The sequence below is a fragment of the Mycobacterium rhizamassiliense genome (assembly GCF_900157375.1).
GTDB classification, from domain to species: Bacteria; Actinomycetota; Actinomycetes; order Mycobacteriales; family Mycobacteriaceae; genus Mycobacterium; species Mycobacterium rhizamassiliense.
This window is the reverse complement of record NZ_LT721901.1, coordinates 740,573-765,616: the sequence shown is the minus strand read 5'-3', so window position 1 is coordinate 765,616 and position 25,044 is coordinate 740,573. Positions and strand designations below refer to the sequence as shown.

18 protein-coding genes are annotated in these 25,044 nt (G+C 68.9%); 9 read left to right on the top strand and 9 right to left on the bottom strand.

The window, feature by feature from the left end; all coding sequences use genetic code 11:
* Positions 1-11 precede the first annotated feature (11 nt).
* Positions 12-692, top strand: a complete 681-nt coding sequence (locus MRAB57_RS03780; protein WP_077086368.1) for a class I SAM-dependent methyltransferase — start codon at positions 12-14, stop codon at positions 690-692.
* Positions 693-1,683: 991 nt separating this feature from the next.
* Here the strand turns inward: MRAB57_RS03780 and MRAB57_RS03775 are convergent.
* The 5 genes from MRAB57_RS03775 to MRAB57_RS03755 all read right to left on the bottom strand — a co-directional run bounded on the left by MRAB57_RS03775 (position 1,684) and on the right by MRAB57_RS03755 (position 11,033).
* Positions 1,684-3,018, bottom strand: coding sequence for a hypothetical protein (locus MRAB57_RS03775; protein WP_077086367.1), 1,335 nt, complete (start codon positions 3,016-3,018; stop codon positions 1,684-1,686).
* 77 nt (positions 3,019-3,095) lie between these two features.
* Positions 3,096-6,248, bottom strand: coding sequence for an ATP-binding protein (locus MRAB57_RS03770; protein ID WP_077086366.1), 3,153 nt, complete (start codon positions 6,246-6,248; stop codon positions 3,096-3,098).
* Between the two features lie 9 nt (positions 6,249-6,257).
* Positions 6,258-7,493 carry a cytochrome P450 gene (locus tag MRAB57_RS03765; RefSeq protein ID WP_077086365.1) on the bottom strand — a complete coding sequence of 412 codons (1,236 nt, stop codon included), beginning with the start codon at positions 7,491-7,493 and terminating at the stop codon, positions 6,258-6,260.
* A gap of 10 nt (positions 7,494-7,503) precedes the next feature.
* Entirely contained in the window at positions 7,504-8,754 is a 1,251-nt protein-coding gene (locus MRAB57_RS03760) for a cytochrome P450 (protein WP_077090371.1), read from the bottom strand.
* A 125-nt stretch (positions 8,755-8,879) separates the two neighbouring features.
* Positions 8,880-11,033, bottom strand: a complete 2,154-nt coding sequence (locus MRAB57_RS03755) for an FUSC family protein (protein ID WP_077090370.1) — start codon at positions 11,031-11,033, stop codon at positions 8,880-8,882.
* Between the two features lie 108 nt (positions 11,034-11,141).
* Between MRAB57_RS03755 and galT the strand changes: the two genes are divergently transcribed.
* The 4 genes from galT to MRAB57_RS03735 are packed head-to-tail and all read left to right on the top strand — an operon-like array spanning position 11,142 to position 14,370.
* Positions 11,142-12,224, top strand: coding sequence for a galactose-1-phosphate uridylyltransferase (gene galT, locus MRAB57_RS03750; protein WP_173813890.1), 1,083 nt, complete (start codon positions 11,142-11,144; stop codon positions 12,222-12,224).
* Positions 12,221-13,312, top strand: a complete 1,092-nt coding sequence (locus MRAB57_RS03745) for a galactokinase (RefSeq protein ID WP_077086363.1) — start codon at positions 12,221-12,223, stop codon at positions 13,310-13,312. Before galT ends, MRAB57_RS03745 begins: the two co-directional genes overlap by 4 nt.
* Before the next feature lie 60 nt (positions 13,313-13,372).
* Positions 13,373-13,711 carry a hypothetical protein gene (locus MRAB57_RS03740; protein WP_077090369.1) on the top strand — a complete coding sequence of 113 codons (339 nt, stop codon included), beginning with the start codon at positions 13,373-13,375 and terminating at the stop codon, positions 13,709-13,711.
* Positions 13,696-14,370, top strand: coding sequence for a PAS and ANTAR domain-containing protein (locus MRAB57_RS03735; RefSeq protein ID WP_077086362.1), 675 nt, complete (start codon positions 13,696-13,698; stop codon positions 14,368-14,370). The genes MRAB57_RS03740 and MRAB57_RS03735 overlap by 16 nt, the downstream gene beginning before the upstream one ends.
* Position 14,371: 1 nt before the next feature.
* Here MRAB57_RS03735 and MRAB57_RS03730 read toward each other — a convergent pair whose 3' ends face one another.
* On the bottom strand, positions 14,372-14,857 hold the full coding sequence (locus MRAB57_RS03730) for a hypothetical protein (protein WP_077086361.1): 486 nt from the start codon (positions 14,855-14,857) through the stop codon (positions 14,372-14,374).
* A gap of 59 nt (positions 14,858-14,916) precedes the next feature.
* Here MRAB57_RS03730 and MRAB57_RS03725 point away from each other — a divergent pair, with 59 nt between their 5' ends.
* Positions 14,917-17,535, top strand: a complete 2,619-nt coding sequence (locus MRAB57_RS03725; protein ID WP_077086360.1) for a GH92 family glycosyl hydrolase — start codon at positions 14,917-14,919, stop codon at positions 17,533-17,535.
* 8 nt (positions 17,536-17,543) lie between these two features.
* Here MRAB57_RS03725 and MRAB57_RS03720 read toward each other — a convergent pair whose 3' ends face one another.
* Positions 17,544-19,931: a lysylphosphatidylglycerol synthase transmembrane domain-containing protein gene (locus MRAB57_RS03720; protein ID WP_077086359.1), complete on the bottom strand. Its 2,388-nt coding sequence runs from the start codon at positions 19,929-19,931 to the stop codon at positions 17,544-17,546.
* A 167-nt stretch (positions 19,932-20,098) separates the two neighbouring features.
* Here MRAB57_RS03720 and MRAB57_RS03715 point away from each other — a divergent pair, with 167 nt between their 5' ends.
* The 3 genes from MRAB57_RS03715 to MRAB57_RS03705 are packed head-to-tail and all read left to right on the top strand — an operon-like array spanning position 20,099 to position 22,352.
* Positions 20,099-21,046 carry a class I SAM-dependent methyltransferase gene (locus MRAB57_RS03715; RefSeq protein WP_077086358.1) on the top strand — a complete coding sequence of 316 codons (948 nt, stop codon included), beginning with the start codon at positions 20,099-20,101 and terminating at the stop codon, positions 21,044-21,046.
* 32 nt (positions 21,047-21,078) lie between these two features.
* On the top strand, positions 21,079-21,594 hold the full coding sequence (locus MRAB57_RS03710) for a nitroreductase family protein (protein ID WP_077086357.1): 516 nt from the start codon (positions 21,079-21,081) through the stop codon (positions 21,592-21,594).
* A gap of 8 nt (positions 21,595-21,602) precedes the next feature.
* A complete protein-coding gene (locus tag MRAB57_RS03705; protein WP_077090368.1) occupies positions 21,603-22,352 on the top strand; it encodes a class I SAM-dependent methyltransferase in 750 nt (249 codons plus the stop codon).
* A 3-nt stretch (positions 22,353-22,355) separates the two neighbouring features.
* On the opposite strand, the gene MRAB57_RS03700 is transcribed toward MRAB57_RS03705, so the two are convergent.
* Together MRAB57_RS03700 and MRAB57_RS03695 are read right to left on the bottom strand one after the other, a co-directional pair.
* Complete coding sequence (locus MRAB57_RS03700) at positions 22,356-23,648, bottom strand: cytochrome P450 (protein ID WP_077086356.1); 1,293 nt, start codon at positions 23,646-23,648, stop codon at positions 22,356-22,358.
* Positions 23,645-25,036 carry an NAD(P)/FAD-dependent oxidoreductase gene (locus MRAB57_RS03695; RefSeq protein ID WP_077086355.1) on the bottom strand — a complete coding sequence of 464 codons (1,392 nt, stop codon included), beginning with the start codon at positions 25,034-25,036 and terminating at the stop codon, positions 23,645-23,647. The genes MRAB57_RS03700 and MRAB57_RS03695 overlap by 4 nt, the downstream gene beginning before the upstream one ends.
* Between the last annotated feature and the right edge of the window lie 8 nt (positions 25,037-25,044).

The following is a 25,044-nucleotide window of genomic DNA, read 5'->3' as shown; positions in this document are numbered from 1 at the left end:
AGCTTCGCGGCATGACGGACACCGACATCGCCAACGCCGAATTACCGGTCAGCCCGCCGTCCCCGGCGTGGCTGCGGGTGATGGCCCTGGTTTACGACCCGTTCCTCTGGTTCGGCGAACTCGCGGGCATGCGCGGTCGGCGCGGCATGCTGGTGGCGGGCGCGTACGGCCGCGTCGTCGAGATCGGCGCCGGCACCGGACTGAACATCGCGCACTATTCCGATCGGGTCGCCGAGCTCGTGCTCGCCGAACCCGTGCCGTCGATGCGCCGGCGCCTCGCGCGCCGCCTGCGGCGGCACGGCCGAACCGCGCGAATCGTCGACGCGCCCGCCGAGCGCCTGCCGTTCGCCGACGCGTCCGTGGACACCGTCGTGTCCACGCTCGTGCTGTGCACCGTCGATCACCCCGAACGCGCGCTGCGCGAGATCGCCCGGATCCTGCGACCCGACGGACAGTTGCTGTTCATCGAGCACGTCCGCGCGAACTCGCGGTTCCTCGCCGCGCTGCAGGACCGACTGCTGCACCCGTGGCGTCACTTCGGCGGCGGCTGCCGCTGCAACCGCCCGACCGGGGAACTGATGCGTGCCTGCGGGTTTACCGTCACGGCCGACGAGGCCGTCTGGCGCGGCATGCCGTCGATCGTGCATCCGCTCCTGGTGGGGCGGGCGTCCCCGGCGATGGCGATTAGCTAGAACCGGGGGCGGGTACACCGACGGGCGCCGCACGGCGGCGCGGCCTGTGTCCCGCATGCGCGGCATCCCGGACTCTATTTGCTTGGCGGTCAACACAGTTCGCTTTTTTTGCGGTCCGTGAATTTGGCGTTCCCGTCGGCCGCTATGACTCAAGCGGCCGATGCGGGAGCGCCCGATGCGTAGCGTGGCCGGCACGCTACGCAGGCCTACATCGTGATGGCGAACAGCGAAAAGACCGGCGAGCATCCCGACGCCGCAACGGCGGTAAACGCGAGGATGGCCGCGACACTGATTTTCCTGGTAACGCCCGACATAAATGCACTCCATATCGTCCACAGTGACAACCCGGCTCGAGGGGGAACCGGTGGGTGGCGTCGGGAGGGACCAAGAGCTGGCCGCTCCCGACTCCGAACTACTACTAGGGATGAAGGCGCCCACCGTTCGCATCCAGACCCGATTCGGCCGGGGCAGATAACCCGCGAAGAGTGGAGTTTCCTCTACTCCCGGCACGCGCGATTCGCGCAGTTAGCGGGACCCTGTAACGCTGCGGCCCCGCCGTCCGAAGTTAGAACGAGAACATCGAAAAGACAGGTGAACAACCGGTCGCAGTGAACGCGGTGAAGGCGAGAACTGCGGCGATAGTGAGCTTGGTGATGATGCCCGACATAGACGAACTCCATTCGTTCCGATGACGCCCGGCTCAGGTGAAGCCGGGAGATGGCGCCAGGAGGTACGAGAAAACCTCTCCCAACGCCCGAACAAAAAGAGGATGAAGGCGCCCACCGTCGCATCCAGACCCGATTCGGCCGGAGCCAGATTAACCCACCGGCTGAGCACGCATGCTCAAAACCGGAAGATAGGTAAAAGTTCGCCAACCAATACGGTCGGTAGGCATTAATCGGTTAATCAATACGTAGCGTCTCTACGGTTCGGCGCTCATGTGCTACGGCTCTAGGAGCGCTGACCCCACTGCCGTCTGCATCGACGACGGCTAGAACCAGGGGCCCGGATAGTGCCCATCCTGGTCTTGCACCAACACGATCTCCTTGCACTGGCCGCCCGACTGCGGGGCGGTCTCGCCGCGGCACACCAGCGTCCACCCGGATATCCGGGAGAACGGCCGCACCGCCCAGTTCGTCGCGACCGGCTCGGTCGCGGGCAGGGCGAGGACGGCGAACGTCCCTCCCGCGTTGGTGAGGTAGACGTGGTCGCCGAAGAACGCCAGTTTGGCGATCGACGCCTTCTTCGCATCGTCCCGGTTCTTCAGCAGGTCCCACTGCCGGCTCCGCAGGTTCCACACTCCGAAGCCGAACTGCGAATCGCCCGAATTGAGGGCATCGACGAACAGCTTCCCGTCCGACAAGGTCGCGGACAGCCCGCCGCCCGAAACCCGTTCTGAGTCACCGAGTTTGATCAGCGCCTTGGCGTTGAGGTCGAAGAACGACGTCGAGACTTCCTTCGGATCGTGCGGGTCCCGGCGGGTGATCTTCACCAGCTTGTCCGGCCCGTCGGACAATTCGCTGTCGACCGTCCAGATGTCGTTGTCTTGATAGATCGGCTCGCCAGTCGGGCGCCGTAGCTCGGCCCCCGACGTCTTGCCGGCCTCGGTGTTGCGCTGGAAGGACAGCACGTCCAGCCAGACGCGGCCGGGCTGCGGGTCGTTCCAGCTCGCCGAAAGGTCGGCGGCCGACAGGATGACGGTGCGGGGCGGCGATGCCGCGTGCCCGTCGCTGAACGCGTTCAGCCAGGCGACGCCCGAGGAGGTGGCGGCCAGCCCCCACTGGATCGCGTCCGCCAATTTCAGGTCGGGTGTCGGTGGCTGCAATTCCTTGGTGGCCAGCTGCTGGCCGGACTTGAAGTCGAACGCGTAGGCCGTCGCCTTGGTCGCCTGCGGCGCCGGCGTGAGGGTCGTGATGACGTAGACGACTTTGAGGTCGTCGACGGTGCCCGATAGCGCGCACACGCCGCCGGTGACGGTTTCGCCGGCGGGAACCGCGGGCAGGGGCGGCGCCACGTATTGGCCCGTCTTGGTGTCGAAGACTTTGGGCCGGATGTCGTCGAGCGCCGTCTTAGTGAGGGAGAACTTGTCCGGGCAGCCGAAGTAGGCGGTCCCGCCGTAGGTCTTCCAGTCCTTCTCCAGCGGGCCCGTCACAGATGGGGCGGGCGCAGCGGTGCTCGTCGCGGGTTTCGACGTTGCCGTGGTCGTCGAACTGGCCGCGGGCGGGGACACGGTCTCCGAGCACGAGGCGACGGCCAGGCAGAGGGCCGACGCAACGACGACAGCCCTGCCACCTCGGCTTTTTCCGCGGCGGTTGACTCCGCCCATGACCAGACCCCCGTTTACCTCGTGCAACCCACGAGCGTAAGGCCGGTTTGCTGCCTCCGCGACTCCTACGGCCTTCGTCACATCGCGGCGGCCAGCGCCACGTGGCCCGCGAAGCCGAGGTCGGCGGCCTTGCGCCGGTAGCGCTCGCGCAGGTCCCGGTAGGCGGTGTCTTCCTTGCGGGCGCGGGCGAGCAGGGCGCGCATTCGAAGCGACCACACCTCGTGCAGGGTCACCCCGAGATCGGACGTCGTGCTCGTCCACTTCTCGACGACCGCGGCCGCCTCGTCGATGTCGCGGGCCAGGCGGCGGGTCAGCAGGACGTCGACGAGGGCCGCGGTGGCCGGCATGTTCCACATGACGGAGCCCGCGGCGGTGAGATGGTCGACGGCGTGCCGGGCCTCGTCGAGGGCCTCGTCGATGTCACCCCGTCGCGCCTTCTCCCGTGCCGCGTACGCCGCGACGATAGGCAAGACCCCGGAATACGAACGCTGCCAAACGCCTTCGCGGTCGCACACCGACGTCAGCAGTTGCATACCGGCGTCCCGGTCGGCGCCGCCGTTGTGGATCAGGACGATGCCGCGGGCGCTGCGGGCAAGGTCGAGCCCAAGGTGATCACCCGTCTGCTCGGCCAGGGCCAGGGTGTCCGCGGTGTCCCGCAGCATCGCCGCATCGGGACGGGCCACCCCGTAGATCAACGGCGTCAGGTGCGCATACCAGCTCACCCCGGAGAACGAGAAGGCGTCCAGGGTGCGGGCGTGCGTCATGGCCTGGTCGAAATCGGCCTGCCATCCGGGCATCCCCAGGCAGCTGCGGGCCAGGCCCCGGATCGCGATCGCCGTCGGTACCGGAACGGCGAAAATCAGCTTGCCCTGGCCGAGGTCGCCTTCGGCGAGATCGATGACGCGCCGGGCAAACCGCAGGACCGCGGTGACGTCGCCGGCTTCATGCTTGGCGGCGAGCACCGCCGACGACAGCGAGACCGTCAGCGCCGGATCGCCGACCTTGTCGAGCAAGGCGGCCAGCTCCGTGGCGAGATCGGCCGCATCCCATACTCGCGAGCTCATGAAACGCGCCTGAGCCAGCCCGGCCATGCCGATGGCCAGCGAGCGCTGATCGCCCGCTGCGTCGCACAGGTCGCGCAACTCGGCGAAGTCGTCGTCGTTGCCGGCGCCGCCGACACGAAATTCCGTTCCGCACAACAAGGTTCGGGGGGCGATGCGCATGGACAGGCGGTCGCGATCGGTCTCGGGCATCCGGTCGGCCATCTGTTTCGCGCGATGCCAGCGGGCGCGGGCCGCGGTGACGTCGCGGTTGCGCGACCAGGTGGCCGCGCGCATGTGCCACTTGAAGGCCCCGCGCAGCTCCGAGGCGGCCTCCAGGTGCTCGGCGATCAGGGCGGCGTTGTCGTCCTCGGATTCCTGGTTCTGCTCGATCGCCTCGGCCAGGCGCCGGTGCAATTGGGCGCGATCGGATTTCAGCTGCGATTCGTAGGCGACCGCGCGGATCAGCGGGTGGCGGAAGGCGTATTCGGCGTGCGGGCCGAACCGCAACTGATCGACGAGCTCGGTCTCGACGAGTGCGGACAGATCGATGTCGCCGCCCAGCGCGGCGAGCATGTCGGCGTCGAAGCGCAACCCGATCACCGCGGCCGCGTTGAGCGTGCGCTTGGCCGTGGCGTCGAGCCGGTCGATGCGCGCACCGATCGTGGCCTGCAGGGTGGGTGGCACCTGCACGTCCGTGAGTTCTGTGCGCGTTTGGTATCCGCCGCGGCGGCCATGCAGCACACCGCGCTCGGCCAGATCGCGCACGATCTCCTCGGCGAAAAAGGGATTGCCGGCGGCACGGGCCGTCACCTGCGCGGCGACCTCGGTCACCGACCCGTCGGCGCCCAGCAGCTCGGCGGTGAGCGCCGAGGCCTGCGCGCCGCTGAGCGGACGCAGCGCCACCACCTGCGCGCCGGGCAGCCGCCCGAGCGCGCCCCGGTATTCGGGCCGGTAGGTGATCAGCACCAGCGACGGCGTATGTGGCAGCACCGCAAGCAGATTGGCCAGCATCGATTCGCTGGACTCGTCGATCCAGTGGGCGTCTTCGACGACGTAGACCGCGGGTGTGCCGCGGGCCTGCGACGCGGAGTTGATCAGGCTGATCAACCGTCGCCGGCGCGCGTCGGGCGCGACCTCGGGCAGTGGCACCCCGGGATCGCGAATGCCGAGCAGGTCGTCGAGCAGCAGCAGATCCGCGGGCGCGGCGCCCCCGAAGCGCTCGCGTATCCGGGCGCGCGCGATATCGGTTGCCTGCTGGTCGATTTCGAGCGCGGCGCGCAGCAGCTGCGCCAGCGTCCGGAACGGGATGTCGCAGGTGTGCGACTCGCAGTAGGTGCTGAACACCGGGACGCCCCGAGCCGCCGCGAGGGCCGCGGTTTCGCGGGCCAGCCGGCTCTTGCCGATGCCGGCCGGGCCGGTGACGTTGACGATGCATCCCGCACCGTGGATCGCCTCGTCGAGGATGCCACCGAGCGTGTTGAGCTCCCAGGTGCGGCCGACCAGGGCAGTGTCGCTGGGGCGAGCGCTGCGCTGATCGCCCCGCGCCAACAACGGCCGGGCGGGCAGCGGCGCGTCAAAACCCTTGACCCGCACCAGTTCCACGGTGCCGAGCACGACGGAGTCTTCCACCAGGCGGGCCGTCGACTCGCTGAGCATGACGCCCCCGGGTGGGGCGGCGGACTCCATCCGCTGCGCCATGCCGACCTGTTCGCCGACGGCGGTGTAGCTTGCCGTGGAACCGATTTCACCCGCGATCACCTGGCCCGAGTTCAACCCGACGCGCAGCCGCAACTCGAGGCCGTCGCGGTCGGCGACCTGGGCCGCGAGCTCGTCCGTCTGCGCCTGAATGTCGAGCGCTGCCAGGCAGGCCCGCAGGGCGTGGTCCTCCAAAGCCCGCGGCGCGCCGAACACAGCCATGATGCCGTCGCCGGTGAACTTGTCCAGCGTGCCGCCGTAGTGGGTGACCACGTCGCCGGACAGATCGAGCAGCGCGGCCATGATCTCGCGCAGCCGTTCGGATCCGACCGCGGCCGCGATCTGCATGGACCCCGCCACGTCGGCGAACAGCACCGTCACTTGCTTGTACTCGGCCGGCGCTGACGACGTGATCGGTGATCCGCACGCGTGACAGAAGCGGGCGTCACCCGTCAGCGCCGCGGTGCCACAGGCCCCGCACGTTGCTGACACGACCCGATACTAGCGGGCCGTTTCGAAGGCGATGGGCAGGCTCTTCGGTCCGCTCAGCGTCACCATCGGCTTCCACGGCACCGGTCCGTCGATGCGTGGGCTCACCAAGCGCTGGGTGAGGACATTGAGTGCCTCGGCGAGCTCGCGCCTGGCCAGGTTGGCGCCCAGGCAGTAGTGGACTCCGCCGCCGAAGGTCAAAATCGCCGGCGCGCCCTCGCGGGTGATGTCGACACGGTCGGGGTCGTCGTAGACGGCCGGATCACGGTTGGCCGCAAGGGTATTCATCAGCACCGGGGTGCCCGCGGGAAAGAGGTATCCGTCGATCTCGGCGTCTTCGGTCACCATCCGAAGGGTGCCGCACACGATCGGCGAATGGCGCATCGTCTCCTCGACGGCGCGCATCGCCAGCTCGGGCTGCTCGCGCAGGAGCTCCCACTGGTCCGGATGTTCGCACAACACCTGCACCGTGGCGGCCACCTGGTTGCGCGTGGTGTCGGTGCCCGCCAGCAGCAGCCCGCCGGCGAGCATGCGCAGCTCGGCCGTGTTCAGGCGGTCGCCGCCGTCCTCGGCGCGGATCAGGTCGGACAGCAGGTCGTCGGTCAGGCTGTGCCGTCGCCGGGCCACCATCTCGTCGACGTACTCGTCGAGCTCCCACCACGCGCGCATCACGTCGGCCTCGACGTCGCGGACGTCGACGGTGAAGCTGAACGCCTTGAAGACCTCGTCGGCCCACGACGAAAACCGCTGCCAGTCCTCGCGGGGAGCGCCGAGCAGCGCGCAGATGATCGGGACCGGGTAGGGGCGCGCGATGTCGGTGACGACGTCGCAGCGGCCCGCGTCGGCGACGCGGTCGACCAGACCGTCCATCACGTCGGCCATCGTGTCGTGCAGGCGCAGGGTCGCCCGCGGTGTGAAGGCCTTGGAGGTCAGGCTGCGCAGCCGGTGGTGCGCGTCGCCCTCCAGGCACAGCAGGCTGTTGACCACCTTGTCCCACAACGGGCCTTCGGTGATGCCCTGGACGAGCAGGTTCAGGCCGGGCGGAATCTGGAAGCGGCTATCCCGCAGCATCGACCGGACCAAGTGATAGGACAGCACCTCGGGTCCGTATGGTCCCAGCGCGATGGGGGCCTGCTGCTGCGCGGCCCGCAGGCGGGGATAGATCTCGGCCGGTGTCTCCTCGGCCTCGTAGGCGATCGCCGGCAGATCGGCGTCGAAAACACTTGCGGGAGCGGTACCTACGGTCATGAAGGCCTTTCTAGTGGGCCACCGGGCAGCCGCCGGTATAGTCGACCTGCCAGTGTTTGATGCCGTTGATGAAGGCGGACCGCAGCCGCTCGGGCTCGCCGGCGGAATGCAGATCCGGCGTCTGGTCGGCGATCGCGTTGAACATCAGGTCGATCGTCATGCGGGCCAGGTTGGCGCCGATGCAGTAGTGCGCGCCGGTGCCGCCGAAGCCGACGTGCGGGTTGGGGTCGCGCAGGATGTCGAACGTGTGCGGGTCGTCGAAGACCTCTTCGTCGAAGTTGGCCGAGCGATAGAACAACACCACCCGCTGGCCCCGCTTGATGCGCACGCCACCAAGTTCGGTGTCCGCCAAGGCGGTTCGCTGAAACGCGGTGATCGGGGTGGCCCAGCGGATGATCTCGTCGGCCGCGGTCTTGGGCCGCTGCGCCTTGAACAGCTCCCACTGATCCGGGTGGTCGGTGAAGGCCATCATCCCCTGGGTGATCGAGTTGCGCGTCGTCTCGTTGCCCGCGACCGCGAGGGTGACGACGAACATGCCGAACTCGGCCTCCGACAGCCGCTGCCCGTCGGCGTCGCCCTGAATCAGCGTGGAGACGATGTCGTCACCCGGCTCCTCGGTCTTGCGGGCCGCCAATTGCATGGCGTACCACATCAATTCGCCCGCCGACGTCAGCGCGTCGTTATCGGCGAACTCCGGGTCGTCGCTGCCGATCATGTTGTTGGTCCAGTCGAACAGCTTCGCGTAGTCCTCCAGTGGCACGCCGAGCAGACGGGCGATGGCCTGCAGCGGCAATTCGCAGGCCACCTGGCGGACGAAATCGCCATTCTGTTCGCCCGCGGCGTGGGTGGTGATGTGCCGGGCGCGCTCGGCGAGGTCGTCGCGCAGTCGCTCGACCGCGCGCGGCGTGAAGGCGCGCGACACGATCTTGCGTAGCCGGCTGTGTTCGGGGTCGTCCATCATGATCATCGACGTGCGGCCCGCCTCGATCTGGCCCGCCGCCAAGTCTGCCCGGTAGCGCGGCACGATGGACTTCGTCGCCGACGAGAAGACGTCGCTGCGCAGCGAAACATCGCGGATGTCGCGGTGTTTGGTCACCACCCAGTAGCCGCCATCGCCGAACCCGCCCTGATCGAGCGGCTGCTCGTTCCACCAGACGGGGGCCACCCGACGCAGCTCGGCGAACTCCTGGACCGGAAGTCGGTGGGCGTAGATGTCGGGATCGGTGAAGTCGAACCCCGGCGGAAGATTCGGAGCGCTGATGGAGCCTCCTCGTCGACGTTGAGGTGGAGGTGCTGAACAGATGGTAGCTCCGATGCACGCCTGGGCATACACATTGAAGGAAATGTCCGAGCGGCCAGTCGCGGACCAAATCTGTTACGCCGCCGTCAGCTCGCGGTCGGGGCCTCGACTTGCAGGCGGTCGAGGGCGCCGAGATTGATCGCCCCGGTGACGACGGACCGCTCGATCTGGCGCAGCGCGTGCACGGCGCTGAGGAACCGCCGGATGTCGGGGTCCGGTTCGCCCTCGCCTGCGTGATTGCGGGCCCGGCACTCGGCGGCGTCGAGGTCGTCGGTCGCGCAGTACACGGTCATGTCGCTGGCGCCGTCGACCATCGCGATCAACGTGTCGATGTTGCGCCGGGTCTGCGCGGCGGCCGACGTGAAGGCATCCGAGAGGGCTTCCGCCCCAACGGGGTCCCGGTACCGCTCGCTGTTGCGGGCCAGGCTTCGCCCATACCGGTCGCACGCGGTGAAGATCCGCAGGCCGCGCCGGATGCTGCGGCGACCCGCCAGGCCGGCGACCCCGGCCAGCAGCGGCTTGGCGGAGACGCGGAACTGTTGCAGGTTGCGGTCGAGTTGGCGCGCCTGCTCGGTCGGGCTCACCGTCTCGTCGCCACCGAACATCGTCGCGGTGGAGATCTCGATCAGGTCGGACAGGCTGTTCAAGAAGGCCCTGGTGTCCCTGCGGATGGTGGTCTGGGTCGTCGTCGGCAAAACCAGGATCGCCACGGCGATTCCGATCACGGCCCCGATCGCGGTCTCTTCGATCCGCAGCATCAGCACGCCGAACGAGAACTGACCGAGCAGGCCGTACAGCAACGCCAGCATCGTGGTGATCCAGAACGTCATCAGGCTGTAGGTGACCGTCATGAAGTAGAAGGCGCAGAACAGGCAGACGAAAATCGCCACCAGCGAGGCCGTCTTGTCGCCGCCGAACAACGTGGCCACCAGCACGCCGGCCGGCACGCCCAGCATCGTGCCGAGCAGCCGCTGCCACCCCTTGGTGAGGGTCTCGCCCCAGGAGTTGGTACCCGCGAAAACCACGAACGCGGCGATCACCGCCCAGTACCAACGGGCCGGCGCCAGCAGCTCGCCGGTCACGATGGCCAGCGACGCGGCGACGCTCGCCTGGATGGCCTGCCGGGTGGTCTGCCGCAGGCCCTGCTGCGGTGGCTCATCGTCGGGCGGCGGCGGGGTATCGGCGGCCTCGGGCGCCCGCCCGGTCGCGGCGCCCTCGACGATCGCCCGCACCTCGGCGGTCGCGGTGGCCGCGTTGCTGATCGCCAGCGCGAGGCGGCGCACCGCGGCGTTGCCCTCGGCGTCGCCCGCGGCAGGGTCGGGCGCCTCGAGTAGGCGCTGGGCCTGGTCGGCCGCCTCTCGAAGGCCGCCGTCCTCCGGAAAGCGGATCGCTCGCGACAGCATGGCGAGCGCGATGGTCAACTCGTCGCGGGCGGCCACCGGGATCTCCGCGGTGAGCGCCACCGCCCGCCGGCCCGCGGTGGCCACCCATTCGATCGCGAGTTCGGCGTCGAACAGCCACGGCGCCAGTTGTTCGGCGGTGACCCCGCGGTACAGCATCGCCGGGTTGGCCTTGTCCTCGATCTGGCCCTGCACCATCAGGGCGGTCTCGTTGAGCCGGATGGTGCGGGCCCGCATCCGGCGGCGCCGCCGCTCGTCGAGGCGGCCGGTGCGCACCGCGTCCGCGGTGGTGTCGACGACGATGGCCATCCGAGCGCGCAGGGCCCGAATAGTGGAGCGCAGCACCGTTTCTGGGCGGTCGGGCAGCACGTAGGTGGTCATCACGAATGTGCACACCGTGCCCACCGCGACGGCCACGATCAGCCAGGGCAACTCCTTCACGTTGGCCCGCAGATACAGCGTGAAGAAGTAGGACATGAACGCGACCATGCCCAGCGCCTGACCGCGGGCCCCGAACCGGCGGATGTAGACCGCCCCGAACACCACGGCCACGAAGACGACGTCGGCGGCGATGTTGTGCGGAGCCAGCAGCGTGGCCAGCGTGATCGACAGCGCCCCGGGCAGGGGCAGCAGCGCCATGGTGATCCGCTGCTGGCGGGGATCCGGCTCGTTCACCGAGCGGGACGCGATCATGGTGATGACGACCCCTAGCAGCGCGACCGTCAGCGGCTGTCCCGTCGCCTTGGTCAGCAGGAACATCACCACCAGCGAGCAACCCAGCGCGGCCGTCGTCCGGGTCGCCATACGCAGCCGCAACAGACCCGGGTCGGAGCCGATCAACCAGGTTCGGCCCTTGTCGTACAACGCGGCGATGGCTGACCCCCTTAAAGTCGGACACCACATGGTTACCCGAACTGCCGAGCGCGGGCCAAGCTAGTGTTCGACATCGTGACAGCGCCGACCCGGGCGAAGCTGGCCGATGGCCGTGACCTGCTGTTCTTCGCGTTGCCGGGGCACGATCCCGCGCCGGTCGCCGACCGCAGGCCGCTGCCGGAGCGCGACCCCGACCAGTCGGAGCTGCGGTTTGACCGGTCGACCGGGCAGTGGGTGATCGTCGCCGCGCGCCGCCAGGACCGCACCTACAAGCCGCCCACCGACCAGTGCCCACTGTGTCCGGGACCGACCGGGCTGACCAGCGAGGTGCCGGCACCGGATTACGACGTCGTCGTGTTCGAGAACCGATTCCCCAGCCTCGCCGGTGCCGGCCGGCCGGCGGTCGTGCCGGACGGGGACGGCTTCGTGTCCGCGCCCGGGCATGGCCGCACCGAGGTGATCTGCTTTTCCAGCGACCACACCGGGTCGTTCGCGGAGTTGCGACCGGCGCACGCCCGGCTGGTGGTCGAGGCATGGCGGCACCGCACCGCCGACCTGATGGGCGTGCCGGGCGTCGAGCAGGTCTTCTGCTTTGAAAACCGGGGCGAAGAGATCGGCGTGACGCTGGCCCATCCGCACGGCCAGATCTACGGCTATCCCTACCTGACGCCGCGCACCGCCGCGATGCTGGGCCAGGCGCGCGAACACCGAATCCACTACGGCGACAATCTCTTTGCGATGCTGCTCGCGCGCGAGATCGACGACGGAAGTCGCATCGTCGCGCGCAACGAGCTGTTCACGGCGTTCGTGCCGTTCGCGGCGCGCTGGCCGGTCGAGGTGCACATCTATCCGAACAGGTTCGTGCGCAACCTCATTGAGCTCGACGACGACGAGCTGGATGCGTTCGCGCGGCTCTACCTCGACGTGTTGGGCCGGTTCGATCGGATGTATTCGGGCCCGCTGCCCTACATTTCGGCGCTGCATCAGTTCGCCGACACCGAGGCGCAGGCCGAGGGCTACTTCCACGTCGAGCTGATGTCGATCCGGCGCGGCGCCACCAAGCTCAAGTACCTGGCGGCCTCGGAATCGGCGATGGACGCCTTCATCAGCGACGTCACGCCCGAAAGCGTCGCCCAGCGGCTGGCCGCACTCGCGTGACAGTCCGCTACGCCGCGCCGGGACGGATCAACCTGATCGGCGAGCACACCGACTACAACCTCGGGTTCGCGCTGCCGATCGCGCTCCCGCAGCGCACGGTAGTGACTTTCGTTCCCGATGACACCGACGCGATCACCGTGAGCAGCGATCGCGCGGAAACCGCGGTCGCCATCCCGCTTTCCACCACGCCGGGCGAGGTATCCGACTGGGCCGCCTATGTGGCCGGCGTGATGTGGGCGCTGAAGCAGGCCGGATATCCGGTGCCCGGCGGCGCGATGTCGATCACCAGCGACGTGGAAATGGGATCGGGCCTGTCGTCGTCGGCCGCGCTGGAATGCGCGGCGCTAGGCGCGATCACGTCGGCCGCGGGGACCCGCATCGACGCCACAGAGCAGGCGCGGCTGGCCCAGCGCGCCGAGAACGAATATGTCGGCGCGCCAACGGGTTTGCTCGATCAGCTGTCCGCACTGTGCGGACAGCCGTCGACAGCGCTGCTGATCGACTTCCGCGACGTCAGCGTCGAACCGGTGGCCTTCGACCCGGATGCGCGCGGCGTCGCGCTGCTGTTGATCGACTCGCGGGCGCGGCATCGCCACGCCGGCGGCGAGTATGCCGCCCGGCGCGCGTCGTGCGAGCGGGCGTCCGCCGAGCTGGGAGCGACGTCGCTGCGCGAACTCCAGGATCGCGGACCGTGGGTGCTGGACGGTGTCAAAGATCCGGTCGACACCCGCCGGGCGCGGCACGTGCTGACCGAGAACCGTCGCGTGCTCGACTTCGTCGCGGCGCTGCACGAGTCCGATTTCACCGCGGCCGGCCGGATCATGACCGAGTCGCATGCGTCCATGCGCGGCGACTTCGAGATCACCACCGGCCACATCGACCTGCTCGCCGACGCCGCCGTGGGCGCGGGTGCGCTCGGCGCGCGGATGACCGGCGGCGGGTTCGGGGGCTGCGTCATCGCGCTGGTGCCCGCCGACCGGGCCGACCCGGTGGGCGAGGCGGTGCGAACCGCGGCGTCCGACGCCGGATTCGAGCGGCCGGTGGTCACCCGTACCCACGCGGCCGCGGGCGCCGGGCCCGCCACCTGAGCGAACTCCCAGGCGTTACCCTCTTCGGCGTAACGCCTGTACAGCTGTAACGTAATGGCTATGGGGGCTTCCTCGTGCGCCGTCTGCCACGCCGGTTTCTTCGGGCGCACCGACGCGGTCTACTGCTCCTCGGCGTGCCGGCAGAAGGCACACCGCGCCCGAACCGCCCGCCGCATCGCCGTGCTGCGCGAGCGGTCGCGACCGGTCCCGGCAACGGCTCAGACTCAGGTAGAGGTGAGCAGTTCGCTGCGGGCCGCGGCCAGCTCCATGCGGCACTCCCGGGAGCAAATTGATCGCGCCCATGCGCTGTGCCAGATGTCCCAAGAACGCCTGCAGGAGCGTGCAGCGCGCCAGCACGAGGTAGCCGTTACCCGGGGGGTGCCGTGGCCTGGGAACTAGACGGGCAGTCCGTCGCGGTCGAGCAGGCCCTGGCCGGCGGCGCGCCACAGTCCGTGGGCTGGTTTCGGTTCTACTTCGAAGACCAGCGTTGGGAATGGTCCGACCAGGTGCAGCGCATGCACGGCTACACGCCGGGCACGGTGGCGCCGACCACCGAATTGGTGATTGCGCACAAGCATCCCGACGATCGCGACCACGTGACCGCGAACATCAACGACATCCTCAATCGCCGCCGCGCGTTCAGCACGCGACACCGCATCGTCGACACCCGGGGCGCCGTTCGGCACGTCGTCGTGGTGGGCGATCAACTGTGCGACGACCGCGGCGAGGTTATCGGCACCCACGGCTTCTACGTCGACATCACACCACTACGAGCCCGCGATTCCGAGGACGCGATTACCGCGCGGGTCAACGAGATCGCCGAGCGCCGCGGCGTGATCGACCAAACCAAGGGCATGCTGATGCTGGTCTACGGCATCGACGAGGACGCCGCGTTCCGGCTGCTCAAGTCGCTGTCGCAGGTGCACAACATGAAGCTGGCCGTCGTCGCCGAACAGATCGCCAAGGACTTCTCGGAACTCAGCCGGGAGAGCATCGTGTCCCGCTCGTCGTTTGACGCGCTGCTGCTCAGCGTGCACGAGCGGGCGCCCGGCGCCTGACCTACTGGGCCGGGGTGAACCGGACGGCACCCAAATGCATGCGGTCGACGGCCTCGGCGAACTCGTCGAGCGTCGGGATGCGCTGATCGCGGAATTTCAGTCCGATCAACACCTGTGCGCGCCGCAGGCCGTAGGACGTCGCACACCTCAGGTATAGATCCGAGACGGTGGCGCGGTCGCTGATCAGCTCGCCGCGCATCGGCGTTTCCTTGCCGTCGAAGACGACTTTGGCGGGGGCGCCGCCGCGAAAGTTCTGCTTCCATACCGCGCCTGTCAAAGCGTAGAGGTCGTTGTCGATGACGTGGGCGCTCACCGGAATTGTGAACTGGCGCCCCGTCTTTCGGCCGGTGAAACTCAATACCATCAACTGCTTGCGGGACGGGCCGGCGAGCGGGGTGCGCAGCAAGAAGCCCAGTATCGGGTTGATCATCTTGAGCAGGGCTGACGGCGGATGCCCGGCGTCGACCGCGTACGACTGTTCTGCCATGCGACCACCGTACGACCAATCGGGCATGTCCGCGCGGGCGTTCGGTGTTGAATCATCCTGTGCGGTCACGCAAGGTTCTCATCGCGGTGGTGGTGGTGGCGGCGGTCCTCCTGACGGTCCTTGCCGCGGTGCCGCCCGCCGCGTACGACGGCGTGCCCCGCTTCGTCGCCGATCCGGCGGCCTACGTCAACACCCTGATTGGTACCGGCACCGGCGGCGAGACGGTGGGGGAGATCAACGGCTTCCCCGGCGCCACCGTGCCATTCGGGATGGTGCAATATTCGCCGGACACCGTGGGCAACTACGCCGGCTATAGCTACGGCAACCCACGCTCGACCGGGTTCAGCATGACCCACGCCTCGGTGGGCTGCGCCGCCTTCGGCGACATCTCGATGCTGCCGACGACCCGCCCAGTCGGCGCGGAGCCGTGGAACGCCTGGGAGCGCATCGCCCACGACGACACGGAGCACGGCGTCCCGGGCTACTACGCGGCGCGGTTCCCCGACACCGGAGTGACGTCCGAGCTGACCGCCACCACCCGCACGGGCGTCGGCCGGTTCAGCTATCCGCACAACGGTCGCCCGGCCATGTTCCATGTCCGCTCCGGCGCGTCGCTGGCGGGCAACTCCCGCGCGGCCCTGCAGATCGGCGAGGACAACACCACCATCACCGGGTGGGCGGGCAGCGGCAGCTTTTGCGACAAGAAGAACACCTACACGGTGTACTTCGCGATGAAATTCAGCCAGCCGTTCTCCGCGTTCGGCACCTGGGACGGCTACGCCGTGTATCCCGGTGTGCGCGGCGCGGCTTCGCCGTCCAGCGGCGGGTATCTGCAGTTCCCCGCGGGGTCGACGATCGAGGTGCGCACGGCGCTGTCCTACGTCAGCATCGACGCCGCGCGGGCGAACCTGGCGGCCGAGGGCGGGGCGAGCTTCCAAGACGTCCGCGGCGCCGCGCGCTCGGAATGGAAAGCCGCGCTTGCCCGCATCTCGGTGGCCGGGAGAAACGCCGGGGACATCACGACGTTCTATACCTCCCTGTATCGATCGTTGTTGCACCCCAACACATTCAACGACGTGGACGGGCGGTACATCGGATTCGACAACGTCATTCATCAAGTGCCCCAGGGCCATACACAGTACGCGAATTTCTCCGACTGGGATATCTATCGATGTCTGGCCCCCCTGCAGGCGCTGCTTTTCCCGGAGCGTGCCAGCGATATGGCCCAATCGCTGGTGAATGACGCCGAGCAGAGCGGCGCGCTGCCGCGCTGGGCGCTCGCCAATGTCGCGACCAGTGAGATGAGCGGCGATAGCGTGGTACCGCTGATCGTCAACCTTTACACCTATGGGGCAACAGATTTCGATGTCAAGAAGGCGCTGCACTACATGGTTGAGGGGGCGACGAAGGGCGGCCTGGGGCTGGACGGCTACGTGGAGCGGCCGGGCATCGCGACGTACCAGCGCCTGGGCTATGCCCCGAACACGCCGGAATTCGGCACCGCCGATGCCTCGATCACACTGGAATGGTCCGTCGACGACTTCGCCATTTCGCGATTCGCCGATGCGCTCGGCGATACGGCGACGGCCGCCGAATTCCAGAATCGTGCCCAATACTGGCAGAACCTCTTCAATCCGACCACGGGGTACATCTCGCCGCGCAGCCCGTACGGATTGTTCAGGGACGGGCCGGGTTTCTTCCGGTCGCCGGGCTTCGGGCAGAACGGATACGACGAGGGCAACGCCGAGCAGTACGTCTGGTGGGTGCCGCAGAACGTCGCCGGGCTGGTGACGGCCCTGGGGGGTCGCCAGGCGGTGGCCGCGCGGCTGGACGAGTTCACCAAGCAGCTCAACGTGGGTCCCGACGAGCCCTACCTGTGGGCCGGCAACGAGCCGGACTTCGCGGTGCCCTGGCTGTACAACTATGTCGGCCAGCCGTGGAAGGCGCAGCACACCGTCGACCGGGTGCGCGGGCTGTTCGGTCCCACGCCCGACGGCGCGCCCGGCAACGACGACCTCGGCGCGATGGGCAGCTGGTACGTGTGGGCGGCTCTGGGCCTGTACCCGACGACCCCGGGAGTGCCGGTGCTGGCGCTGAGCACACCGATCTTCGATCGCGTCGTAATCACCCTTCCCGCAGGCAAATCCATCCGGATGTTCGCGCCGGGCGCGTCGGGCCCGCAGCCGCTGCGGTATATCAGCGGCCTGCGCATCGACGGCCAGGCCACCGGCCGCACGTGGCTGCCGGAGTCGATCATCCGGAACGGCGCCGACCTCACGTTTTCGCTCGCCGCCTACCCCGACAAGGATTGGGGCACCGCTGAATCCGACGCGCCGCCGTCGTTCGGGGCGCGCAGTTCCGCGGTGACCGTGAACATCGCGGACCCGGTCGTTTCGGCCGCGCCGGGCAGCACCGCGGTCACCGTCGACGCGCAACGGATGATCGATGGCGCCGGCGGCTACACCGTCACCGGCACGTCCGACGACCCCGGGATCACCGTGGCGCCGGTGTCCGGCCAGTTCGGCAGCGACGGAGCGGCTGCCATCCCGGTCGTGATCGCCGTGGCGCCCTCGGTTCCCGCGGGCTACTACCTGGCCTACCTGACCACCACGGTCGGCGAGAGCGCCCGAAAGTCGACAATCCTTGTGAGCGTGGGGGATAGCTCCGGCGATTCCTGACCGCCCGGTCAGACCATCTCGTTCTCGGTGAGCCACCGCATCACCGGCCAGCCGACGAACACGGGCAGCCAGCAGGTGAGCACACGGTACAGCAGCACCGACGGCACGCCGATGGCCGCGGGCACGCCGAAGGCCGCGAGCCCACCGATGAGCGCCGCTTCCACGGCCCCGACGCCACCGGGTGTCGGCGCGGCCGAGGCGAGCGTGCCGCCGACCATCGTCACCACCGTGCAGGTGACGAATGTGGCGCCACCGCCGAACGCCTCGATGCTGGCCCAAAGTGCCAGCGCCGCACCGAGAGTCGTCCCCGTGCAGCCGAGTATGATCAAGCCGAGGCGCTTGGGCTCGCGGGCAACCTCGAGCAGGTCGCCGGCCAGCTCCTTGATCTTCGGGCGCAGATCCGTTGCCAGCCAGCGCCGCAGCGTGGGCACGAACAGAAAGGTGCCGACGATGCCCAGCGCCACACCGGCGATCAGATAGAGCACCGTGGCGTCCGGAACGAAATGCGACAGGTTCATCGACACGCCCGCGACGGCGCTGAACAAGATCAGCAGCGCGAGGTGCATGATCACCTGCACGGATTGCTGCAGCGCCACGGCGGTGGTGGCGCGCATCGCCGACAACCCGCCGCCCTTCTGTAAGTACCGGGTGCTCAGCGCCAGCCCGCCGACGCCTGCTGGTGTGGTGGTCGCGGCAAAGGTGTTGGCCACCTGGGCAATTGACAGCCTCCAGAAGTTCACCGTCTCGTCGGCGGAGGCCCACAGCGCGGCGGCCGCGCCCACGTAGGTCGACGCCGAGATCGTCAAGCCCAGCAGCGCCCACCACCAGTTCGCGGTCCGCAGCTCGGAGAAGAACGTCGGGACCGTGCTGATGAAGGGGTAGGCGACGTAGACCAGGGCGCCGAGCAGGACCAGCTGAATCAGCTGGCCGCGGGTGAACCGGGTGATGGGTTCGGACTTGATCTGATCGGCACCCGTTTGGCGCTTGACCTCGGCGCGCAGATTGGAGATCACCCCGCTCGGATCGGCGACGGATTTCCGGATCCGTTTGGGCACAGCGGATTTCGTGAGCCGCCGCGACGCGGCCAGGATGACGTCCTTGCCGAACGCGTCGATCGCGGCGCTCACCGCGGATTTCGCGTCGTACAGCCCCGACGTCGTCACCAGGAGCTGCGCGATGTCCGACTGCAGTTGCGCGCCGGTGGCGCCGTATTCGGCGCTGCCGAACCCGCCGAACAGCACCTCGTCGCCGTCGACGGTGATCTCGTTGCCACGCAGGTCGCCGTGCGAGATCTGGTCGCCGTGCAGGGTATGCAGCGCCTCCCACACCTTCGCGATCGGCGTGGTCGCCGCACATTCCTCCAGCGGGGTCCCGCGAACGGGCTTGTGCGCGTAGAGCGTCCACCCGCGGTCCAGCGCCGCGAACGCGATCGTCTCGGTGTTGGCGACGCCCGCGTCGCCGATGGCGATGGCCATCAGTGCGCGGTGCTCCACCGCGCGGCGCATCGAGGCCTGCAGCGGCGCGGTCTCGGTGTCGCGCAGCCGCAGCTTGCGCCACAGCTCGCGCAGGGCACCACCACTGCGTTGATGCGGCCCGTACAGCTCGATCTGCCCGGGGCCCGCATCGGCGCCGGAAGCGTCGGGGCCGGTCGAAAGGACCAGCGCCCCGGGCCCGGCGGGGCGGATGACCGTGAGCCGCGATACGACGAATCCGCGCCTGGCCATCGCCCGAACCGCGTCTTCCAGCGGGACCTCGAGGGCGGGGGTGCCGACGACCAGAACCACTAACGCGCCGACGAACCACCCCACCGCCAGGCCCACCAGCGAGCGGGCGGGGACGATGGCGCTGATGGCCAGGTGAATCGGCACGAACGCCAGCAGCAGGGCCCACCACCAGCGACGCCACCGCGCGGGCAGCCACGGCCCGGACACCGTCAGCACCGCCGCCAGCATCGCGATCCACCGCGGATCGTCGAGGAATTGGGCCGGCAGCGTGCTGAGCCGGTCCGTGACATCGAAGTGCCATCGGAATGCGGCGATGCGGTTGCTGCTGATCGACAGCGGCAACACCGCGAGTATTCCGGCCGCGGCATAGGCGCCCAGCGTTTTCCACTGCCGGCCGGCGATCAGGCCGATCAGGATCATGAACGGCAGCGCCAGGATGGCGAAGCCGTACACCAGGTACACCACGTCGGATTGCGTCGGCGTCAGCACACCGACGACCTCGGAGATGGACTTTTCCAGCGCCACCCAGCGGGTGCGGGTGATCACGGTGCTGGTGATGACGGTCGCCAGGAACGCCGTGGCCAGCAGCAGTCGCAGGATGTCGTTGGTCCGCCGCGTCACGGGCTGCAGCAAGCTGCCGGTGACGCTGATGTCGCGCCCGTCAACTCGCATGTCCAGGTCCTTTTCGATCCCGCGGATCGTGCCGCCGTACGCGGCCCGTAGAAAACTTAACCGGATACCTGCGGGCCAGCGCGAATGAACCTCACAGACAGCTTGTTCACATACGACGCGCGTAGGGTCGTTACCTAGGCGTACTAGCGAAGTGAAAGGGCGGCAGCGTGGCGAGAACCGACAACGACAGCTGGGAAATCACCGAGAGTGTGGGGGCCACCGCCCTGGGCGTCGCGGCGTCCCGGGCCGCCGAAACCGAGAGCGAAAATCCGCTGATCCGAGATCCCTTCGCGCGGGTCTTCCTGGACGCCGCCGGCGACGGGGTGTGGAACTGGTTCTCCGCCCCGAAGCTGCCCCCGGAGCTGCTGGAGTCCGAGCCGGATCTGGCGCTGCAGCAGAAGTCGATGGTCAACTACATGGCGTCGCGGACCGCATTTTTCGACTCGTTTTTCCTCGACGCGACGACCGCGGGCGCCCGGCAGGCGGTCATCCTGGCGGCGGGCCTGGATTCCCGGTCGTGGCGGTTGCCGTGGCCGGACGGGACGACGGTCTACGAGCTCGACCAGCCCCGGGTGTTGGACTTCAAGGCGGCCACCCTCGCCGAGCACGGCGCGCAGCCCGCGTGCAACCGGGTCGCGGTGCCGGTGTACCTGCGCCACGACTGGCCCGCGGCCTTGCGGCAGGCGGGTTTTGACCCCGGCGCGCCCAGCGCGTGGTCGGCCGAGGGGCTGATGCCCTACCTGCCGGCCGCATCGCAAGAGCTGCTGTTCGAGCGGGTTCAGGCGCTCACCGCCATCGGCAGCCGGGTGGCCGTCGAGGCGCTGGGGCCGAACTTCCTCGACCCCGAGTTCCGCGCCAAGAGGCGTGCCCGGATGGACCGCGTCCGCGCCCTGCTGGCCGACACCGACCCGCAGCGGGAGGTCCCCAGCACCGACGAGCTGTGGTATTTCGAGGAGCGCGAGGACGTCGGTGACTGGTTCGGCCGCCACGGCTGGGACGTGACGGTCACCCCGTCCCTCGAGCTGATGGCCGGGTACGGCCGCAAGGCCCCCGAGCAGGCCGCCGACCAGGTTCCGGGAAACCTGTTCGTCGCCGCGCAGCGGACCAAGGCTTAACGAAACACCCTGCGGCACAAGAGAGGTGGCACATGGAAACCTGGGACGCAATCTGTGCGCGGCGCAACGTGCGCGAGTACAAGCCCGACCCGGTATCCCAGGACGATCTGAACCGGATCGCCGAGGCGGGCTGGCGGGCGCCGTCGGCGAAGAATCGCCAGCCGTGGGACTTCGTCGTCGTCACCGACAAGGCGCAGCTAAAGGAGCTGTCCACGGTGTGGCGGGGCGCCGGGCACATCGCGAAGGCGCCGGCGGCCATCGCGCTGGTGGTGCCGGTGCCACCGGATGAACGCCGGCTGGTGACCGACAACTACGACGTCGGGCAGGCGACGATGGCGATGATGCTCGCCGCCACCGACCTTGGCATCGGTACCGGGCATTCGTCGGTGGGCGAGCAGGACAAGGCGCGCGCGATCCTGGGCGTGCCCGACGACTATCTGGTGGCGTTCCTGCTCGGCGTCGGGTATCCCGCCGATCGGCCGCTGAAGGTGATCCGCAAACCGAACCGGCGGCCGTTCGACGAGGTCGTCCATCAGGGACGTTGGTGAGCGTCCTGATGCGCGAGCACCAGGGTGACTACGGGTACGACGGGTCTTTCCACACCATCTCGGCCGGGGCGCAGGTCGCCGGGGTCGGGGTCTCGTCGGCGGCGCTGTTCGCCGGCGCCGGCGTCGCGCTGGCGAGGCGAAATCGGCTGGCCGCGGCCATCGCTGCGGCATCAGCCGTGGAAATCCTCGGTACGGCGGCGTCCTACATCTACGCCACGAGGTCGGGGAAGTTCTGGGTGTGGGCGTCGATCCTCGACGAGCTGGGGCTGCGCGGCGACGAGACGCTGCTCGACCTCGGCTGCGGGCGCGGCGCGGTCCTGCTAGCCGCGGCCAAGCGGTTGCCGAAAGGCCGGGCGATCGGCGTCGATCTGTGGCGCGCCGACCAGACCGACAACTCCCAGCAGGCCACGCTGATCAACGCCTCGCTGGAAAACGTCGCCGACCGCATCGAGTTGCACACCGCCGACATGACGGCGCTGCCGCTGCCCGACCGGAGCGTCGACGTGATCGTCAGCAACCTGGCCATCCACAACATCCCCGAGCGCGCCGGTCGCAGGGTGGCGCTGGACGAGGCGGTTCGGGTGCTGCGGCCCGGCGGCCGGCTCGCCATCGCCGACCTGTGGGAGACCCGCCAGCATGCCGAGCGGCTGCGTGGACTCGGCTGGCAGCAGGTTCGGCGGCGCAACCTCGGCTGGCGGATGTGGTACGGGGGCCCGTGGTTTGCCACCCGCCTGGTCACCGCGACCAAGCCGGGCTGATCCCTACGGCTCGATCTCGTCGTAGTCTACGAGCAGATGCTGTGGCCCGCGGAACACCTGGCTGATGCGGTAGGGCGGCGGATCCTGTACCAGCCGTGGGTTTTTCACCCGGCGCAGGAACGCCTCGAACGCGGTGTTGACCTCGAGGCGGGCCAGCGGACCGCCGAAGCAGACGTGGATGCCGCGGCCCCAGCCCACGTGCTCGTTGTCGGCGCGCTGCGGGTCGAACTTGTTCGGCTCGGCGAAGCGCCGGGGATCGCGGTTGGCCGCGCCGTACATGAGATAGATGGGTGCGCCCCTGGGGATGGTGGTGCCGGCGATCTCGATGTCGGCCAGCGCCGACCGGGTCGGGAAGAACTGCACCGACGATTGCAGCCGCAGCACCTCCTCGATGGCGCCGGGGATCAATTCCGGTTTGTCGCAGAGCAATTGGATGGACCACGGGTTGCGCAGCACGGTCAGCACACAATGCGCGATCAGGTTGACCGTCGAGTCGTGGCCGGCGAAGAACAGCAGGATGGTGTTGTTGACGATCGCGCTCGGCGACATCCGACCGTCAGGGCCGTTGTCGTGGACCAGCTGCGAAATCATCCCGGGCCCAGGTGATTTCACGGCCTTTTCGACCAGCCCGACGATGTACTCGTTGAGCTCGGCGTCGGCGGCTTCGCCCTTGGCGCGCCGGGCCCGGCCCTCCTCGGTGTGGATGTCGGGGCCGAGATCGAAGACGCCGGCGGTGATGTCGGCGAGCCACGCGTGAAACTTGGGCTCGTCTTCGATGGGCACGCCCATGATCCGGCAGATGACGTTGACCGGCAGCGGGTAGGCGAACTCGTTGACCACGTCGATGCGGTTCTGGCCCTTGGGTTTTTCCGAGGCCGTGTCGAGCATCTCGTTGACGATCTGCTGGCACAGCGGTTCCTGGCCGGGGATCACGTCAGGCGAATCCGGCGGGCCGAAGAAGTGCATGCACTGACGGCGCGCCCGGTCGTGCTCGGGCGGATCCTGCGCGATGAAGCTCGGCTCCTTGCCGTAGGCGCCGGCGATTTCGGGGGCCAGCTCGACCGTCGACTCGCCGGAGAACCGGCGGCCCATGCCGGCCGGCGGGCGGCTCTTGCGCAGGTCGGAACTCACCCGCGGGTCGTGCGCCAGCGCCATGAGTTCCTCGTATCCGGTGACGGCGTAGATGCCGCCCGACACCCGCGCCACCGGCGTGTTGCGGAGCTCGTCGAAGAACGGGTACGGATTCGCGCGGTTCTCGAACCGCATCGCCGCGTCGAAGGCTTCCTCGGGAGTCATAGGCGCCGCTCCTGTTGTCGGGCACGGAATTCCGCGCGCCGCTCGCTGGGGTCGTGTCCGGTCAGCACCACGTCCGGGGTCTCGGTCGGCACGCCCCGCGCGGGGAAGTCAGCGGGCAGCACGCGCATGTTCTCCGGGAAGTCGAAGCCGGGCGGATGCGGCGGGAACGGTCCCGAGCGCTCGATCTGGTCGCGGTAGTAGTCGATCCACTTCGCGTGGTTGAAGGTGACCGCGCCGACGATGCGGCCGTGCCGGCCGTAGGCAGCCGCGAAGCGGCGCTGCGTGACCGAGCCCTGGGTGAAGACGATCTCGTCGCCGAACGACGGCACGCCAACGGATTTGATGTTGACGCCGAATTGGGCCGACCAGAACTGCGGGACCAGCAGGTGCGCCCAGCGGTCCACCTCGTCGCAGACCATGTTGTGTGCGGCCACCCGCGCACCCAGCACGGCGTTGTCCCAATGTTCCATCGCCAGGAACTCGTAGTCGTAGAGGACGTGCGGGGCCCGGGCGATGTCGCCCGCGACGAAGACGTTGTTGGTGACGACGCCGTTGATGTCGAACGCGCGGCAGCCGGCGTCGCACCCGACGCCCCAGAACCCGGCTGCCAGCCCGGCGCCCTCGAGCCACTCGACATTGCGCACCGACCCCAGCGACGTCACCACCACGTCGACGTCGAGTGTGCTGCCGTCGGAGAGCCGCGCGCGCCGCACTCGCCCGGCCGCGTCGCCCTCCAGCGCGAGCACCGAGACGCCGGTGCGCAGATCCACCCCGGCGTCGCGTTGCATCTCGGCGGCGATCTCGCCGATCACCCCGCCCAGCGGACCGCACAGCGGCGCCGGGCCGCGCTCGGTGACAGTGACCTCCAGCCCGAGTTCGCGGCACACCGACGCGACCTCCGAGCCGATGAACCCGGAACCGATGATCAGCACCCGGCGCGGGCGGCCGGCCAATGCGGCCTGCAGCCGCGCGGCGTCGGCGGTGGTGCGCACGGTGAACACGCCCTGCAGCGCGGCTTCGTCCGGGTTGGGCCATCGCCGCGACCGCACCCCGGTGGCGATCAGCAGGCGGTCGCCGGGCACCTCGCTGCCGTCGGCCAGGCACACCAATCGGTTGGCCCGGTCCAGCGCGGTCGCGGCGACCCCGAGCCGCCACTGCGCATCCACCGCGCGCAGCCGGGGCAGCTTCGTGTGATCCGCCGCCACCCAACCCTTGAGGACCTGCTTGGACAGGGGAGGGCGGTCATACGGCTCGCCCGGCTCGTCGCCGATGATGGTGAGCTGTCCGCGAAATCCCTCGTCCCGCAAGGCTTCCGCGGCACGCAGGCCGGCCAGCGAGGCGCCGACGATCACGATGCGGCCCGTGTCCTTGAAGCCGTCGGAGACCACGGGGACCC